23 protein-coding genes and 1 pseudogene are annotated in these 16,499 nt (G+C 61.9%); all 24 read right to left on the bottom strand.

The window, feature by feature from the left end:
* Positions 1–303: 303 nt before the first annotated feature.
* Positions 304–690, bottom strand: a pseudogene (locus M0D66_RS37980) (phage tail protein); the annotation flags it as partial.
* Between the two features lie 11 nt (positions 691–701).
* Positions 702–3,353: a phage tail tape measure protein gene (locus M0D66_RS23320; protein ID WP_266211715.1), complete on the bottom strand. Its 2,652-nt coding sequence runs from the start codon at positions 3,351–3,353 to the stop codon at positions 702–704.
* Between the two features lie 15 nt (positions 3,354–3,368).
* Positions 3,369–3,482: a GpE family phage tail protein gene (locus M0D66_RS23325; protein WP_266211685.1), complete on the bottom strand. Its 114-nt coding sequence runs from the start codon at positions 3,480–3,482 to the stop codon at positions 3,369–3,371.
* An 8-nt stretch (positions 3,483–3,490) separates the two neighbouring features.
* A complete protein-coding gene (locus tag M0D66_RS23330; RefSeq protein WP_266211686.1) occupies positions 3,491–3,856 on the bottom strand; it encodes a phage tail assembly protein in 366 nt (121 codons plus the stop codon).
* 75 nt (positions 3,857–3,931) lie between these two features.
* The gene (locus M0D66_RS23335) at positions 3,932–4,441 is read right to left on the bottom strand and encodes a phage major tail tube protein (RefSeq protein WP_256458100.1); all 510 of its coding nucleotides are present in this window, start codon (positions 4,439–4,441) and stop codon (positions 3,932–3,934) included.
* Between the two features lie 27 nt (positions 4,442–4,468).
* Positions 4,469–5,644, bottom strand: a complete 1,176-nt coding sequence (locus M0D66_RS23340) for a phage tail sheath protein (protein ID WP_266211687.1) — start codon at positions 5,642–5,644, stop codon at positions 4,469–4,471.
* A 37-nt stretch (positions 5,645–5,681) separates the two neighbouring features.
* Entirely contained in the window at positions 5,682–6,125 is a 444-nt protein-coding gene (locus M0D66_RS23345) for a phage tail assembly chaperone (RefSeq protein ID WP_266211688.1), read from the bottom strand.
* 3 nt (positions 6,126–6,128) lie between these two features.
* Positions 6,129–7,403, bottom strand: coding sequence for a hypothetical protein (locus M0D66_RS23350; protein WP_266211689.1), 1,275 nt, complete (start codon positions 7,401–7,403; stop codon positions 6,129–6,131).
* On the bottom strand, positions 7,403–7,966 hold the full coding sequence (locus tag M0D66_RS23355) for a phage tail protein I (RefSeq protein WP_266211690.1): 564 nt from the start codon (positions 7,964–7,966) through the stop codon (positions 7,403–7,405). Before M0D66_RS23355 ends, M0D66_RS23350 begins: the two co-directional genes overlap by 1 nt.
* Entirely contained in the window at positions 7,959–8,870 is a 912-nt protein-coding gene (locus M0D66_RS23360; RefSeq protein WP_266211691.1) for a baseplate J/gp47 family protein, read from the bottom strand. The genes M0D66_RS23355 and M0D66_RS23360 overlap by 8 nt, the downstream gene beginning before the upstream one ends.
* Positions 8,867–9,226: a GPW/gp25 family protein gene (locus tag M0D66_RS23365; protein WP_266211692.1), complete on the bottom strand. Its 360-nt coding sequence runs from the start codon at positions 9,224–9,226 to the stop codon at positions 8,867–8,869. The genes M0D66_RS23360 and M0D66_RS23365 overlap by 4 nt, the downstream gene beginning before the upstream one ends.
* Positions 9,223–9,861 carry a phage baseplate assembly protein V gene (locus tag M0D66_RS23370; RefSeq protein WP_266211693.1) on the bottom strand — a complete coding sequence of 213 codons (639 nt, stop codon included), beginning with the start codon at positions 9,859–9,861 and terminating at the stop codon, positions 9,223–9,225. The genes M0D66_RS23365 and M0D66_RS23370 overlap by 4 nt, the downstream gene beginning before the upstream one ends.
* 142 nt (positions 9,862–10,003) lie before the next feature.
* Entirely contained in the window at positions 10,004–10,474 is a 471-nt protein-coding gene (locus tag M0D66_RS23375; protein ID WP_266211716.1) for a phage virion morphogenesis protein, read from the bottom strand.
* Positions 10,471–10,890: a phage tail protein gene (locus M0D66_RS23380; RefSeq protein ID WP_266211694.1), complete on the bottom strand. Its 420-nt coding sequence runs from the start codon at positions 10,888–10,890 to the stop codon at positions 10,471–10,473. The genes M0D66_RS23375 and M0D66_RS23380 overlap by 4 nt, the downstream gene beginning before the upstream one ends.
* Positions 10,883–11,119 (bottom strand): Rz1-like lysis system protein LysC, encoded by a 237-nt coding sequence (gene lysC / locus M0D66_RS23385; RefSeq protein WP_266211695.1) that lies wholly within the window; start codon positions 11,117–11,119, stop codon positions 10,883–10,885. The genes M0D66_RS23380 and lysC overlap by 8 nt, the downstream gene beginning before the upstream one ends.
* A complete protein-coding gene (gene lysB, locus M0D66_RS23390; protein ID WP_266211696.1) occupies positions 11,013–11,459 on the bottom strand; it encodes an Rz-like lysis system protein LysB in 447 nt (148 codons plus the stop codon). The genes lysC and lysB overlap by 107 nt, the downstream gene beginning before the upstream one ends.
* Positions 11,456–12,262, bottom strand: a complete 807-nt coding sequence (locus tag M0D66_RS23395) for an N-acetylmuramidase family protein (protein ID WP_266211697.1) — start codon at positions 12,260–12,262, stop codon at positions 11,456–11,458. Before M0D66_RS23395 ends, lysB begins: the two co-directional genes overlap by 4 nt.
* Positions 12,259–12,531 carry a phage holin family protein gene (locus M0D66_RS23400; protein ID WP_266211698.1) on the bottom strand — a complete coding sequence of 91 codons (273 nt, stop codon included), beginning with the start codon at positions 12,529–12,531 and terminating at the stop codon, positions 12,259–12,261. The genes M0D66_RS23395 and M0D66_RS23400 overlap by 4 nt, the downstream gene beginning before the upstream one ends.
* 3 nt (positions 12,532–12,534) lie before the next feature.
* Positions 12,535–12,876, bottom strand: a complete 342-nt coding sequence (locus tag M0D66_RS23405; protein WP_266211699.1) for a putative holin — start codon at positions 12,874–12,876, stop codon at positions 12,535–12,537.
* Between the two features lie 27 nt (positions 12,877–12,903).
* Complete coding sequence (locus tag M0D66_RS23410) at positions 12,904–13,110, bottom strand: tail protein X (RefSeq protein WP_211612096.1); 207 nt, start codon at positions 13,108–13,110, stop codon at positions 12,904–12,906.
* Positions 13,110–13,601 (bottom strand): head completion/stabilization protein, encoded by a 492-nt coding sequence (locus M0D66_RS23415; RefSeq protein ID WP_266211700.1) that lies wholly within the window; start codon positions 13,599–13,601, stop codon positions 13,110–13,112. The genes M0D66_RS23410 and M0D66_RS23415 overlap by 1 nt, the downstream gene beginning before the upstream one ends.
* Positions 13,602–13,703: 102 nt before the next feature.
* Positions 13,704–14,384, bottom strand: a complete 681-nt coding sequence (gpM, locus tag M0D66_RS23420) for a phage terminase small subunit (protein ID WP_266211701.1) — start codon at positions 14,382–14,384, stop codon at positions 13,704–13,706.
* The gene (locus M0D66_RS23425; protein ID WP_266211702.1) at positions 14,384–15,403 is read right to left on the bottom strand and encodes a phage major capsid protein, P2 family; all 1,020 of its coding nucleotides are present in this window, start codon (positions 15,401–15,403) and stop codon (positions 14,384–14,386) included. Before M0D66_RS23425 ends, gpM begins: the two co-directional genes overlap by 1 nt.
* 42 nt (positions 15,404–15,445) lie before the next feature.
* Positions 15,446–16,465 (bottom strand): GPO family capsid scaffolding protein, encoded by a 1,020-nt coding sequence (locus M0D66_RS23430; protein ID WP_266211703.1) that lies wholly within the window; start codon positions 16,463–16,465, stop codon positions 15,446–15,448.
* Between the last annotated feature and the right edge of the window lie 34 nt (positions 16,466–16,499).

The raw sequence follows: 16,499 nt of genomic DNA on the forward strand, positions 1-16,499 counted from the left end.
TTCGAGAATGTACGAAACGACGCCAGCGACCGCTTCGCCATTACCGGACGATATATCTTTGGCCGCGCTTAATGCCTTGTCGAGTGCTTCGCCGCTTCCCGTTGAGAGTCCCTTGATCGCGGCTTCTGCGGCGCCCGGCGCCATCGTCGCTGCGACAGTGATCGCGCCGGCCTTGATGCTGTTGAGAGACAGGTTCTTAACCCGCTCTACAGCATCGGATGCCACCTTTGAGACAGCCCTGATATCGTTCAGCCGGCTTGCGGCTGCGCTCTCTGTCTCCTTTCCGTCACCCTGTAGCGCCGCCAATGTTTCATCGGCGACGCGCTTCAATGTGAGACTGAATTCGATCTTGCGCGGAATGCCTTCGGGCGTGTGATATGTCGCCGTTTCGTTCAGACCGTCGATGATGAACGCGCCGAATACCGTCCCCATCCCATCGACCAGAACATAGGCATCGCCTGCATCGCCCATCTTGCCCAGCTCGTCGAGCGACGCACGCGTGCCGATCTTGTTGTCGGCTGCGACCATACCGTTAAGCGTGATCGTGTCATCCCCGGGGCCGTTGTACTGGCTCGCATCGCGTACGCCAACGCGTGAGCTGGTGCGGTGCTTCCAGTTACGTTGACGCTGTAGCTCCTTGTATGGAGCGGTGGTGAGACTGAAAACGAAATGGTCGAGTGACAGCATCATGTCGGGTTCTCCTAGTCAGACAGGCGCGAGCCGATGCGCGATTGCCTTGCGCGATCACGGCGATCCAGTGCGGCCTCAACCGCTCGCGCGATCGCGGCCGGGTCGTCGCCGCGGGCCGGATAGATATTGATGATGGTTTGCCCTGCTGCGCCTGCAGCGCCAGCCGCATCTCCGGCCACTGGCGTCGCTGTCAGGGGTGGCCGGGTATCGAATGGCACGGTAGGTCGTACGAGCGGCACGGCGATCGCCGGCGAGGCGAACGAGGTCGCAGCGACTGCCGCGAGGCCGATCGCGGCCTTGGCTACCCTGCCCTGTCCGCTTTCCATGCCGACCGCCGCGCCCTCGCTGATGAACCCGCCCAGCTCGCCGAACACGCGGCTTGGGCTATGGATGCCGAGTTTTTCCTTGAACCATCCAACGGTCGAGCTGGCGACGTTGACGATCGCGTCTTTCACGGCGCCCAGTCCGCTGGTAATGCCGTTCACGAGGCCAGAAAGCAGGTTCGCGCCAAACTCCGAAAACTTGGCCGGCATGTCGATCCCGAACCATGACAGCACGCCCGCGAAGGCCTGGTAGAACAGGCCGAGGGGTGACCAGTTGAGGATAAATGCGCAGATCGCGCCGATCCCGCCGGCAAACACGCCGCGCACCTGGTCCCATAGCCCGCCGAAAAACCCCTTGATCGGCTCCCAGTACTGATAGATCAGGAACGCGGCAAGCGCGATGCCGGCGATCGCGAGGCCAATCGGGTTCATCAGCATCATGCGGCCGACGAACATGATCGCCGAGCCGAGCATCCGGAACGCGCCCGCACCCAGGCCAAGCACGCGGGCGAGAATGCCGCCCTGCATGCCGAGCGTCGTCATGCTGAATTTGAGAATCGCCATCGGTCCGAGAATGCCGGCGAGCGCAATCGTCAGCGTGCCAGCGACGACAAGCAGCGCCGCCAGTGCGGCCAGAGTGACGATGATTGCCTTCGCCGCCGTGCTGTGTTCGCGCATGAAGGAGACGACCTTCTCTGTCGCGGCCGCCGTTGCCTGCAGGCCAGCGTTATAGAGCGGGGAGACCTTCTCACCGATTTCCAGTTTCAGGTCGCGCAGTTGCGAGAGCGCTGCAATCTCACGGCCGGCCGTGAGCTGCTGGCCTTTGGTGTTCAGCTCGTCGATGCCATCGGCGCCGGTGTTGAGCTTTTCGTTCTTGTGAATCTGGTCCTTCTGCATGTACATCGTCGTGAACAGATTCGCCGCGGTGCGATTCGTGAAAATCGTCGCAATCATGTCCTTGACCTTGTCGGGGTCGGTGATGCCCTTCGCGGCCAGCTTCGGCAACAGAACCTTTTCAAGCCATTCGAGCGGCGAGGCCTTGAGCATGTCGCCGCCGGCGAGCGCGCCCGGCCGGATCTGTTTGATCATGCCGATCTTGTTGTACTCGACCTTCTTTTTATCGAGCAGGTCGAGCGCCATCATCTGTTTGGCCGCTTTTACGGTCGTCTTGCCCTGGTAGACGTTGCTGTAAGCGGACATGAGCCCGGTGCCGACAGCGTGGCCGCCCATTTCCTGAATAAGCGGCTCCATCTGGTAATAGAACGCGTCCTTGCGCATCTGTTTGGCCGCGACGCCGCCGGTCTGGATGAAGTTGCGCCACTCGTCGCCGCCCACACGGCCGCCGGTAGCGGTCAGGACTTTCTGCACCATGTTCGCTTCGTCCTTGAACGTGGCTTCGTTCTTCGTGCCGCCGCGCAGCTCGATCACCTTCAGCATGTTCATGAACTTTTCTTCGTTCGCATGCGCATCCTCCGCGCCGAACATGGCTTCATTGGCGAACTTCATTTTGCCGAGCGTTGGCATCACCATTTGCGCGTGATGTTCGTCCGCGAAGATTGTCAGTGAATCGCGCATCATGGTGAGGTTATCGGTCGTCGATACACCGTATAGCTTCATGGCGCGCGCGTACTTGACCGCGTCGGCCGAGGCATGATCGCCGAGGCCGAGCGCCTTGATGCGCATCCCTTCGGCTTCGGCCTTCTTCGATTCGTCCAGCGTCTCGCGCAGATCGCCAATCATGTGCATGCCGGTGGCCTTCGCGGCATAGCCGCCGACCGCCATCCCGGCCGCGACGCCCTGCATGGTCTGCATGCTCCTGCGCGCGGCGGCGACACGCCGCTCGCGCTCGCTGATTTGCTCGAGCTTCGCGGCCTGCGCGTTCATCGCCGCGGTGGTCGCCGCCATGTTGGCACGCAGCTCGCGCTCGTGCTGCGACAGGTTGCGCGTGTTGACGCCGGCGGATTCGAGTTTCGTGCGCAGTTCGTTGACGGCCTGAGTCTGCGCCTTGTGTTGCTGCGAGGCCGCGCGGGCTGCCTCGCGTGCGCCCTGCAGATCGGCAATCATCCGTTGCGACGGTGGCCCCATCGCGCGCAGCGACTCGGCCAGTTTCCTGACGTTGCCGCGCGTGGTGGCGAGCTGCGTGCCGGTCGCGTCGAGCCCGGCGCGCATTTCACGGAACGAAGCGATGGCCTTCTGAGTCTTGCCCATCTCGGCCAGCTCGCGCCGGGTGTTCTTGAGCGAGTTGGCAAGCCCCTTATGACCTGCCAGCATGGTTTTAAGGGGCTTCGTCATGTTGTCGATCATGTCGAACATGACGCGAAGTTTCAGGGCGTTATCCATCGTCATTCACTTCCCTCATTCTGACCCTGAGCGTCGGCGCGCACGTTCACGCCACTCCATTAACTCGTCCAGGTAAAAATCGTCCATCGCCGCCGGCATCCAGCCAAACACGGTGGCGATATCGGCCATCGGATCTTCTACGCGATCAGGGATGCCACTTTCGAGGCGATCGCCTTCGTCATTAAAAAACCGGAAAAAATGCCCCCCAGTTGCACCAGGTCAGCCGGGTCGAGGTTTGCCACATCCTGCTCGGTGAGCGTCGGCGAGCTGATACGCGGCAGCACGCGCGAGAGCGCCGTCACGTCGAGATTGACAAGGTCCGACAGCGTCACGCCGCGCAGCTCGCCCGATTTCGGCCGGCGCAACGTGACAGTGTCGATCGTCTGCGAGCCGCGCACGATCGGCACGTCGAGCGTGTGCGTGTTCGGGTCTTTGCTGGCGGCCGCCGGCGCGTTGGTGTCGGTCGATGCGCTCGTGTTCGGCGCCTGGTCGATGGTTTGCATGGTGTTGCCTTTGAAATGAAAGAGTGAGAGGCCTGCCCGATCGATCAGGCCGGCCGGTGTTGTGTGGCGCTCGCGTTACAGGCCGATCGCGGTACGCAGCGCCGCAAGCAGGTCGGTGCCGTTGATCTTCTCGATCATGTTGACAAAGTCGATCTCGATAATGTCCTCACCGTTCACTGTGAGCTTGTAATAGCTCGCGACGGTCGTCACCTTGAAAGCGGTGTCGTCCTTCGCCTTCGCGGTTCCAGGGTCGATCTCCATGTGGCGACCCTTAACGACGACTTCGATCGAGTCGTACGTGGCCGAATCTTCGGCCTGATAGCCGCCGGCGAAACGCAGCTGTACGCCGTCATGCGTGGTGATGCCGTACTGTTTCAGAACCTCGGACATGAAGCCGCCGCACGTCCATTCCATCTGGATGCCTTCCTGGCCGAAATCCACCTTGATCGGGCCGCTCATGCCGCCGCCCTGGTAATCCTCCATCTTTCGCGTGAGCTTCGGCAGGGTGACTTCGGCCACCTGCCCCCTGAAATTGTTGCCGTTGTGGAACAGATTGAAACCCTTGAGTTTGCGAGGCATGCCCATGTTTGTTTTCTCCTGGTTGTGCCGTGCTTATGCGTTCACGCGGGCGGCGAAGTCGGCGAGATATCGGTCCGTGATGCGCTGACGCAACGTGAGGTTTTCCAGCGGGGGAACCGGCGTGTAGTCGTAATCGACGTATGCATGACCGTCCTGCAGCTCGTCGGTCGTGTTGGGCTCCGGGTCGAACCATGACGTGCCACCGATCAGGTAGCCGAGCGATATCAGGCTGCGGAATTTGCCGTTGATGCTCTCGATCACGTCACGCATCAGCGACGGATTCAGCGGGCCATCCACAACCGGCATTTGTGCCTGTGCGATCGAATCCTTGAGAACCTGTGCGGTGCGCGTGTAGTTCTCAAACTTGAACTTTGGTTCGTCCGAACAGGTGCGCGAACCCCAGAAGCGATATCCATCGTGATTGATGAGCGTTGTCACTTCCTGTTCGTTCAGGTAGTTCGCATCGGTCGCCGGGTCCTGCAGATCCCACGACACGTCAGCGCTGATACCGGTCACGCCATTGACGGCGACATTCGACAGCGTCTTGTGCCAGCCGATATCGTTGTCGATCTTCGCGCGCAGACCCATTGCGTAGGCCACGGCCGGGACTTCAACGGTCGAGCTGGTTGTGTCGTCCCATGCGAGGTAATTCGGCCAGATCACCATCAATTCGCGCGCGGCGAACTGTTTGCGATAGGCGGTGGCTTCCTCCTTCGTTTTGCAGCCGTTTGCATGCGAGTAGATAAAACCGCCGAGCGATTGGGCGATCGTCACGAATCCCGCCGTTACGGCTTGCGTGTCGAGGAACGGAGCGCCGAGAATGCGCGGCTTCATGCCGAACCGGGCCTGCGACGTGAGCAGCGCCTTCATGCCGGTATATTTGCCGGCGGCCGTAACGGTGCCGATCACGTTGCTCGTCGTCTCGGCCGCGTCCTTGCCCTCAGCGACGCGCACAACGATCGTGAAAGGCTTCGTCTGCGCACCAATGCCCGTCAACGCCTTGCGAAGTGTGCCCTTGGTGCCGGCCTTACCGAGCGCACCGACGACGTTCGTCAGTAGCACGGGCGTATCGAGCGGGAAAGTTTCGGCGTCAGCATCTTCGGCTGTGCAAACGAGGCCGAGTACTGCGGTCGAAACTGTGCGGATCGGGCGCGAACCCTGATTGATTTCGTAGGTACTTACGCCGTGGTGATATTGGTCCTGCGCCATATTGGTGACTCCAGATGATGAGAACAGAGAGAGGCGATCAGGCGATCGCGGTCACGAAATCAGGGGCCGCCGGCAGAGCGACACTCGGCCAGCCGGTTACATCGGCGAGATCGCGCAGCGCCTGGCGATATTTGAGTAACGTGGTGAACTGGTCGGCCGTGAGGCTCGTGCCGTTACCGATCAGTCTTTCGTCCTGGTGACGGGAAACGAGCCAATCTGTTGATGCGAGCGCCACGTCGCGCGCAACACGCTTCGTTGCGGCCAGGTCTGCGCGCGAAGCCGGAAGCGGTTCGAGCAATGCCGGCGATCCAGTCGCACCGATAGTCATGCGCTTCCCTTTCGCTTGACCATCGAGCAGAAATTGCCATTGCTCATCTGTGATATTGGCGACCGCGATGCCTTCTGGTGCGGGGCTATCGGTCGTATCGTAAAAGGCGACGATTGCGCCGGTAGAGTCGTATGCGGCTTGTTTTTGACCCATGATTCAGCTTCCTAGCGCCAGGTAAATGCCAGTTGCCCCGGCGACTTGTGTCGCTCCCAGCTTGGCAAAGAATTGAAACGACGTTTTTGCTCCGGCCCACGCTGTCGGACCGTACGAATAGGCCGCGTTGCCGGAATCAGTCATCAACAGCGCAATGCATCCGTTCGGGAACGTCAGCGGTAACGTGACGGTAGCGGCCGCACTTGCACTTGATTGAGGCGAATTGCCCCATTGCAAAATCAACCCTCCCGGCAGTTTTTGATATCCGGTCGTGCCCAACGAGTTAGCGAACAGGGCCGCCAGCGACGCAATGCTCGCCTCATGTGAGAACAGAGACGGCGCGCTTCCGGTTTCGACCTTAAGTCGGCGAAAGATAAGTCCGAAAGGTGTGATTACCGGGCTTGTGTCTGCATAGCGTCGTACAGCGACATATGCAGTGCCGGCCGGCGTTGTGCCGGTGGCGCTAACGAATGTGTAGGTCTTGCCGAAGTTGATATAAGTGGTCGCTATGGTGCCGATCACGGTCATTGCCGAGTCATAGCATTGAATGTCAATGGCCCCATGACCGGCCGTCATGCCGTGGGTGTCAATCTCACCGGAAAGGTTAAGGACGACGTTCGGCCCGATCGCAAAAGGCGTTGATACATCGACGATGGTCGAGTTGATATTCGCAGTATTGGAGAACAGGAAACCCTCTCCTACGCTTCCACGAATGGCCGAATAGTTGGTGCTTTGCCATCCGGTATTGCCGAATTCACCTGAACCGTTGAAAAGCAGATTGGGTTTGTTGACGCCACTTATTTTTCCGCTGGACTGAATGCCAGTCGCGATAAGCGCCTGGACGAACGCCGTCGATGCAGCTAGAAGGCTGCTATCGGTAAGGGCTTGCGTCGGAACCTTGGGCGAGCCGGTGAAAAATGGCGAGTCGAGCGGCGCCTTCTTCGCAAGCGCGTTCGTCATCGTCATGGCGAAATTCGGATCATCGCCAATCGCGTCGGCCAGTTCCTTGAGCGTGTCGAGGGAACCGGGTGCGGCAGCGACGAGCGCATTGATTGCGGCCGTAATCAGCGCTTGCACCTGGTTTGCCGTCTGATACTGCGCATGCGGGTTGACCGCGCCTGCGTGGGCTTCCTGCTGGGCCTTGAGATAGGCGGTGCGGTTCGCGAGCTGGCGAGCCTGCACATTGTCGATACCATCGGGGCCGCCTTCGACCGGGTCCGATGTTTCGTATTGATAGACCCCGGCTTCCCATTGGGGGTTTTCTACTAGATTCGCCATTAGGTAGCGCTCCCTCTGTTGTATTGGCCGTTTCGTGTCGCGGTGCCGTTGTGCCGGATCGGTGCCGCGCGATAGTCGAGTGATGCCAGCAGCGATCGCTGCGGCGCATACCGTTCGAGAACGGCTTTCAGGTTGTCCGCCTGGTCGCGGGTAATGGGCCGGGTGAGCTTGACGATGTATTGCGCCCACGCTGTAGGGTCGCCGTGCAGGTAATCGCCGTTACGGGTGGTCGAGCCGTCACGCCGGCGGATGCGCCGCCCTTCGACAAGCGTCACCTCACCAAAGCCGAGCCGGCGGATAACCTCACGGATTGCCCACGGCGTGCCGCGCTTCTGGTGCAGTGGGATCGCGGCCTTGATGAGTGCGCGGCGAGCGCCGTCGGACTCGGCCAGCTCCCAGCCATCGACGGAAACCTCTGCGGCCAGATACGGCAGCAGCGCAGCGGGACACTTGTCCGGGTTCCAGTAATCGCGGATCAGGATCGGCATTTCGTCGACGACAGCCAGCGCCGTCGCCGTGCGTTTTTCCAGCGTCGTCGCATTGGGCGGCAGAAGCCTATTCATAGACGCCGCCCCATGCGATCTCCACGCCTTCGCAGTACGAGGCCTGCGTGGGGCCGATAACCAGGTCGCCGGCAGGTTCAAGCAGCTCGGTTTTCGACAGGCCTGCAGCCTGACAAACGCCCTTGATGGCTGATTCGGCGATACCCACACCCAGGCGGTGAGAAGTGACGGTATAAGCCTGCGTGTTCTTGTTGGCCTGCGCGATCAGCACGTCGGCTCCAACGGCCGAGCGCGTGTAACCCTTCGCTCGGATGCGATACCGGACGATCTCGGCTGACTCCGCGGTTACCGTGTCGTTGAGCGGGCGCTGATCCTCCGCACTCAACGCAGCTTCAACAATGTCGAGCAGATCACGGCCGGCGGTGCCGTCGCCCTGGCGTGACAGGATCGTCACCAGGACGTCGCCCGGAACCGGGCGTGAGCTTCTGGCGTCGAGGACACGTGCATCAGCCGCGCGCGCCTTCGACACATACGCGGCGCCGGGACCGGCGACACTAAAGCCTTGCGGCGCGAGCTGGATACGTTCGCGTAAGTCGTCGTCGCCTTCGTCAACTTCGGCGACGTTGTTCGCCGGATCGGCCGGTGTGATAACGAGGCGTTTCAGTCCGAACAGCGCCGCACGCTGTTCCAGGTCGTTACCCTTTGCAAACGCAAGCATGACGGCGCGGATCGCATCATTGACGCGTTGACGCCAAACCAGTTCGCGATAGCTGTTTTCCTGCAGCAGCCGCGCGAGCGGTTCAGATTCAAGCTCAACCGTCGCTGCAATCTCGGCTTGCTGGTCGGCCGGCCATAGCGCAATCAGGCTGGCCTTTCGCGTCGAATAGATTGTTTCGAAGTCGAGCAGCTCCAGCGCGTCGGGAATCGGCAGGCTCGCGAGGTCGATCAGTGCGGACGTGGTCATGCGACGCTCCCAAGGTTAAGCGGGACGCGCGTGCGCACGGCATCGCCGGATACAGTCGTAAATCCTTCGATATCAATAAACGCTTTGCCGTCCGTCTCCGATTCGTCGGTTACGAGCTGCACGCGCGTCAGCGTGATGCGCGGCTCCCACAACATCAGGGCGGTGGCGATCGCGGCGTAGAGGCGAGTGCGAGTCGCGCCGTTGTTCGCTGCATCGACGTAGGAAAAAAGATCAGAACCGAACGTGCGGCGCTTGATGCACGAGGCGAGCGGCGTCGAGGCGATCTTGCCCACGGACTGGTACAGGTGGTCGAGGTCGGCGATCGCGCGGCCGGTGATGGCGTTCATGCCTTTCATAGCGGTTCGCTCACTGGCTTGCCGTCACCCTCTTCCATGTGCTTGTGATGCGCCCCGCTCTTGCCGCCGGCGATCACGTCATCGCTCACGGCGACGGTGCCCGCGATAATTGCGGCAGGCCCGCCGTTTGCGCCCGCCTTGCCACTCATGCCACCTTCGAAAACGAACGCGCCTTTAACCAGCATGTTGCCGGTTACGGTCGTCTGCTTCGCATCGAGCATCACGTCGTCGGCTTGCACGGTCGCCGTTTGCGTCTGCACGTTGACTGCACCGGGCGCGACGATCAGCACCGTCGCGCCGGCCGGCAGTTCGGCTTTGAGCGCGTGAGCTGCGTGGTCATACTCGACGGTCGCGCCATCCGGATAGGCGCGCAAATGCTTGTCTGGACTATCGCTAGGGGCCGGGTAATCGTCGGATGAGAGGCCGCAGAGAACGACGCCTTGCGCCGGGTCGCCCATCGGGCAAAAGAGAATGACCTGTTCGCCTTCGGTCGGCGGATTCCATTCGCGGGTTTTCCCCGCTCGCAGCGAGAGGAATGGCAGCCAGTTCGTTTGCAGACCGTCGCCGGCAGGGTCGTCGGGGTCGCCGACCGACACGCGGCACGTGGGCGGTTTGCTGGTGAGGTCAACTTTCATCACTGACCCCTTGCGGATCAGATTGATGATGAGTCGGCGGATTTCGTTAGCGTCCATCCGGCCATGTTGCCGGCCGCACGCGCGCGATGCGAGCAACGCCGCGTGTAACGGGTTTGGGTACAAACGCCCCTGAAAACGGGGGCTATCTGGCGATGTGTTTCAGCAACATGTCGCGTATCAGTTCACGCTCCTCAAGGGTGAAGCCGAGCAGCACGCGTGCCGGATACTTGTATTCGACGCCGCGCGGTGCGACGCGATCAGTCTCGCCGAACTGGTGAACACGTGCCACGCGCGAGACGCGGCCAGCGAAGCCGAGCGCGAGGCCGTTCGAATCTGCCTCTGTCTTGAGATAGCGTGCGGTGCGCAGCTTGGCAAACATCGCGACGCGTTTGATGCGGCCGCGCTTGTCGCGTAGTCTGCCGTCCGGTTGCCTGCGAGGCTTGCGCGCGTCGTATGCGGTGCCGTTCGGATTCTTCTGGGAGGCGATGCGCGTCTGGTGACTGCGGCGCAGCTCGCGCGCAATGTCGCGCATCGCGACCCGGCGCGCGGCCGGTTCGAGCTTGCCGAGCAGACCGCCCAGGAACCTCTCAACGGCTTGCAATTCATCCATCAGGGAGCCACCCACTCTTCGGCCGCGTCATTGACGTGTGTCACGGTGCGCTTGCCCTCAGTATCGACAGACACGACGACACTTTCTGTTAGCGCCAGCTTGATCGAGATATCGACCGTCGCATTGCTCAGTATGTCGATCTCGTAAGTGATGCCGTTCGCGCGTTCGTCGAGGTTCGTCACGAGGTCCGGCTGATTCTCGCGGACCCACGCGACAAGGGCGATAAAGACGTCGTCCTCTTCGCCGGCGAAGTCGAGCAGGAGCGCATTGCACACATAGCGATACTCGAACGATAGCGTGTGGCTTCCGGTGGCGGCGATCGAGCCGCGATCGATAAAGACGGTGAGCGCGTCGGGGTTGATCCTGAGTGAAGGAATTGCCGCGACGAGCGCAGCGCGTAGGCTCGCCGGTTTAATCATGGTCGGCTGCCAGCGTCGTGCGGTTCGTGGCTTTGGTCTGGCAGTCGAACACCATATCGACCTTTGCCGCGCATGCTGCCCACGCGGCCTTAGCCATGTGTAGCGCGTCGTCGAGAGCGCCGTTAGTGGTCGGGGCCATCGCCGGCAGCGTGCAGCGCGTCACCGCCTGGCACTCTTGCAAGGTAATCGGCGGCGCCGGTGAGAGCGGGGCTTGCGTGCATGCGGACAACGTCAGCAGGCAAAGCACCAGCAGCCCACGCGCGGAATTCTGCGCTTTCATTGTTGTATCTCCTGATTTCGTCACGGATACCGGCGAGCTTGGCGTCGATGCTGTTGCGATCGGCATCGAGCTTGCGCTGTTGCTTTGCCTTGTCGGCCGCATCGTTCTGCAGGTGCCTGATTGTTTCGTCACGGCCGGCCAGATCGTCCCTGGCACGTTTGGCGGCATCCTGTGCGCCACCCAGCTCGGCGCGCAGCTCGCGCACGTACTGGACGCCGGCGACGATCAGCAGCAGCGCGACGACGCCGGCGACGACGCGGGCAACAAGACGTGCGGCAAGCGCGTTCATGCGACCGCCTTGGTCGGCTCGGCGTACTTGAGATAAGCCTGTGCAAGCTTCGCGTCGTACAGGTTGCGGGCGTAATCCGCGCCGTTGTAGCCCTTGGCGAACGCCGCCCACTTCCTGCCCTTCAGCGCCGAAAGCAAGCCCGCGTCGGCCGCCACATAGCGCACGAACGCGTCGAGCTGGTCGGCTTCGCCGTTTTCCATGCGCGCGACGAAATCGTCGATGCTCGAATAACCGAGCCGTTGCCAGTGATAGCCCATCACCTGGAATGCGCCCCAGCTCGCCGACTCATACGCGGCGCCGGCGTCGATCAGCTCGGCCGATGCCAGGCGCGTGTACTCGGCCGCCTTGCCGAGGTAGCCGCCGGCGGTCTGCGAAAGGATGTTCGGATACTTCGCCGCGATCGGCGCCGGATCGATGCCGCGTGCCTGTAGCTGTTTCCAGAATTTGTGGCGTTCGAACAGGATCGCCGGCCGGCCGTCGAGCAGAAAACCCGATCCACTTGATTCCACCTCATTGACGGCGCGCACGCATGCGAGCGGCACGCCTAGCGTGTCGGCCGCCGCGACGAGATCGGCCAGCGCCAAGTGTTTAGGGTCCCGCCGGCCAGTCGCGAGCGCGGCCAGTGTCTTCGGGCCGGCGACGCCGTCGTCGATCAGGCCGGCTTTCTTCTGCAGCGCGATCACCGCGGCTTCGGTCGCGGCGTCGTACAGGTGCGTGACTTCGAGTGGGTAGCCGGCGCGAATCAGGCGGCGTTGCAACAGGCCTACATCGTCGCCGCGGTCGCCAAAACGGTGCGTCTTCATGGTTCATTGCTCCAGAGCAGGCGCGCAACGTTGCCGCGCACACCAAACACAAACAGGGCCAGCAGTACAGCCGAGCCGGTTTCGAAAATGCCGACAGATTTCACGTGTAGCGCCAGCTCGATCGCCGAGCCGCCCAGGACGACGACAAGCGCCCAGGCGACCCATGAAACATGGCGACGGTGCCGTGCGCCCTGCCTGCGAAACGTCAGCACGCGCACGATTGCGGCGACGTAGGCCGCGAGAGCGATCAGGGCGATTGGAGTCAGCATGGCTTACCCTCCTTTCCTGAACATCGCGAACAAGTCGAGCGTTTTGACCCGGTCAATCAGTTGCAGCGTCACTGTAATAACCAGTGCTGCCGCGAAGAACGCCGCCACGCCGGTTGACTTGATCGGTGTCGCGGTGACGATCTCAGGCGCGGCCAGATAGCCCATCACCAGCGAAATCAGCATGTAGGCGACGCGCTTTAGCGCGCCGATATCCTTCGACGTGACGACGACAAGCGCGGCGCCCGTGAAGGCGCCAATCAGCGCGTTGCCGTCGATACCCGGCGCGAGGCTCGCGAGGCCGATCGCGGCCGACAGTGCGAGGGTGGTAGTGCTCGGTTCGGCCATGTCGGCTCCTGGGTGCGAGTGGTTCAATCAGTCAAACAGTTGCAAGAGAGGCGTCGATGTATCGACACTCGCCAGCTCGGGAAGAAAAACAGGGGTGCCGATCGGCAGAAATACGCCGTAATCGGCGAGACCCGCATTTGCTTCGAGTACCGCCTCAACCGTGCTATCGGTGCGGCCGTAGTGGCGCCAGCAAAGGGAATCGACAGTGTCGCCCTGTTGTGCAGTTACGATCATCAGATCAGCTCAATGGTGGAGCGCGGCAAGCCGCGCATGTCGCTCAGTGCCCAGCGCACATTCCGGCGCGCGTCGCATATGGTCGTTTCGAGGTCTTCGGCCTTCTGCCCGCCCGATTTCGTCGAATCGAAATCGCGGTACCGCTCGGTGAGGTCCGCGTGTGTGAGGTTGAAAACGGAACGGCGATAGCGCGTGAGCTGCACACTTTCGCCGCCGATGTTTGGCGCCGGTACGGCGGCCAGATCGGCATAACCGGCCGCGACCTGGGCGGCTTGCCATGTGTCCAGCTCCGCATTGATGCTGGCGATCGCATCGATCGTGGCGTCGCGCAAGCGCTCATGTGTCGCGGTGCCGTCGAGCCGCATCGAGGCGCGCAAGGCGTTCATGTCGATGTCGGGAAACCAGCCATCGTTTGTGACAATCGCGGCATTGGCCGGCGAGCCCGGTGTCTGGGGCGTGGTCGGTTCAGCGGTCGCGAGAAAGCTACTCATGGGACATGGCTCAGAAAATGATGGCGGTGGGCCGGCGTCGGAAACGCGTTTCCGTCAGGTGTTGCGTTTCGTCAGCCGGCGCCGCCATGCCGGGGGGGCTCCTTACTTGCGGCCGGCTTTGGTGCCGGTCGCATCGCTCAGCTCGGTTTCGAGCCGGGCAATGTCCTGTTTCACGCCAGCGCGTTCGTCGAGCTGCAACGCGCGGCGTAGGTGATCGAGGGCCGCCGTCTGGTCGGTCTCCTGCAGCGCTTTGCCAAGCGCCTTATGCAGCTTGGCGCGTACCTGGTCGTGCATGTCGGCCGACCCGGTCAGCGCCATCACTTCGGCGAGCTGGTTCGCGTCGAACGTGTCGCCGAGCTTGAACGCCGCCAGCGCTGCCTGTGCGAATTCTTCGGCGATCGCGGTCGCGAGCGGCCGGTCGTACTGGTCCGGCAATGTCATGCGGTGCGCGAGCGCGTACCGGGCGATATCGAGCGCGCCGGCGAAGTCGCCCGCATCGACGCGCCAGATCATTACGGTCGTAAGAACGTCGTCCTGCGCGCCCCGCCCGCCGCTCAGTGCGCCCGCGACATAATCGACGTACTCGGGCAGCAGCTCGGCGCGCTTCACGTCGATCTTGCGTTCGATCGACTGGATCGCTTTCAGGCGCCGACGATCGGTCGCCAGCTTCGCAAGCATCAGCTCGTACGCGCTCGCGCCGGCGAGCGACCCGCCAGGCGCGGCCGAGGCCGCCGCCAGTTCGGCCGAGACGCGCTCGTAATGGCGTTGGGCGGGGCTTTTCATCACGCGGCCTTCGGCAGAAGTTCGATGTTTTCAGCCATCGCACCGCAGCCGAAATCTTCGACGACATACGCATCGTTGCTCGATTCGTAGTTCTCGATACGGTCGCGCTTCGAGTTATCGACGATGTTGCGCCGGCGCCCGCCGTCCTGCGTGTAGATCGACAGGTTGTCGAAACGCGTAATCAGCAAGGCATGAGGCGGGAAGAACGGCACGCTTACCGCCGGCAGGCCGCCAATGCGCTTCTGGCTCACGATCACGTCCGCGGCGAGGGTTTCAGTCGGCGCCTGCGTCGTGTTGATGATCGGGAAATACTTGTCGTGCATCAGGCCACGGCCGCAGAAAACAAACAGGCCGGTATCGTCCTGGTGCCACGGATCGACCATGCTCGCGAGAATGTCGAAAACCAGTGCGTCGAGGTTTTCGTAATCGCCGCCCTTGCCTACCTGCACCTTGCCGGCCGCTTTCGTACCTTCGTGCAGCACGCGTGCCGCGGCTTCGTCACGATATTTCTGCAACCAGCCCTTATTGACGTCCTGCAAAAGCGGGTTCTTCGTGCGGTCGGACGTTGCCGCGCGCGACGTGCCATTGAAGCCGATCGCGATGCGGTCGAGCGCCTGACGCTTCACGATCGCATCACGCAATTTCGCCTGGAAGTCGGCGAACTTCGCCCACGCGTCGAGCTTCGCATACGTGATGTGTGAATCGAAGTTCGTCTGCGTGCAGATGTAACCCTTGGCGTCGAGGTCGCTAACGTCAGTCGTTTCGCGATCCTGTTTCGTGGTGTCGGTCGTGCCGGCGATCGGCGAGCCGATACCGAGGCCGAGTTTTTCGCCCTGCTGTTCGGTCACGCCGATCATGTTGACGCGCTTCAGAAATTCGCTCGACTCCTGAATGCGGGTTTCGAGCTTTTGCTGCACGCTGGGCGAGACAGCAAATTTCTTGGTGGCGTTCGAAACGCCGTTCAGCTTGGCGACAGTTTCGACGTAGGCATCGAACTTTTCGCGGGTCTCATTGCGCATCTAAAAATTCTCCGGGGAAACGGTGAGGGGGACGAATGCGGGTTAGCAGTCGGTGACAACAGCAGCGGGGGCGCCGGTTGCCGGCGGCCGCGCCTGCGTGCCGCTGGTCGTCGAAAGCTGCGTGTGCAGTTCGTCGAATGCCTGGCGGTCGGCTTCGCGCAGATCGGACAGATCCTTGACAGTCTTCGTGAGGGCGACGACCGCGTCGGCCTGTTGCTTGCCGTGCGTTGCGAGCGCTTCGATGGCCTGGCTTACGTCAGCGAATCGCGTTTCGTCGCTCGCGTCTTTCTTTTTCGACATGCCGAGCAGTTCGGCGACGCGGGAGAACAGCGCTCCAATGCTCGGCGTCGGTGCCGTTTCATCCAGCTCGATCGTCGCCGGCTCGGCCGCCGTGAAGAGGTTCGCCGGCGACAGCTTGCGACTAGCGAACGGCGATGCCGTCGGGTTTTGAGCTGCGAAAGAAAGAATCTGCGTGCCGAGGCTTGCGGGGCTGTCGGTCACGGCGAGGCCGACCAGGTACGCCTGATTCGTGTCAGCGAATGACGGATCGATTTCGCACGACGTGTAAATCTTCTGCTTGGCCTTCGTCAGTGCGACGAGGTCGGTCGTCGGCGCGATCTGGGCATACAGGCCGAGCTTTCCGGCGAGCGGCCCGGTTTCATCGCGGGTTTCCAGTGCGATCACGTCGCCGTATGCCTTGAACGGGCTATCCGGGATGATGCCGCGGTAGTGTTCGAGGTTCAGCCGTGCGCCATACACGTCGGGGTTGTAGTTCTTCGCCATCTGCACCAGCGATGCGCGATCAATGCTCCGGCCGTCACTTGTCGCGCCTTCGACAGCGATGCGGAAAAACTTGGTTGCCGCATGCTTCACCGACCCGTCGGCGCCAGCCGTAGCAACAGAGCCGATCGCGAGCGCGGCGGCGCCGAGGTGGCCGCCGATGAAATCGGAATGATTGAGAACACTACTCACGGCGAGCGTCGCCGCGTGTGCGTCCATCGTGAAAGCGAACGCGATCGCCGCAACGGCGAACGACATCAGCGACAGCTTGCGAGATTGCATGTGTTAGGTCTCCAGCGGGTCTAAAGGTTGGTTA

Source organism: Paraburkholderia sp. SECH2, from assembly GCF_030464795.1.
GTDB classification, from domain to species: Bacteria; Pseudomonadota; Gammaproteobacteria; order Burkholderiales; family Burkholderiaceae; genus Paraburkholderia; species Paraburkholderia aspalathi.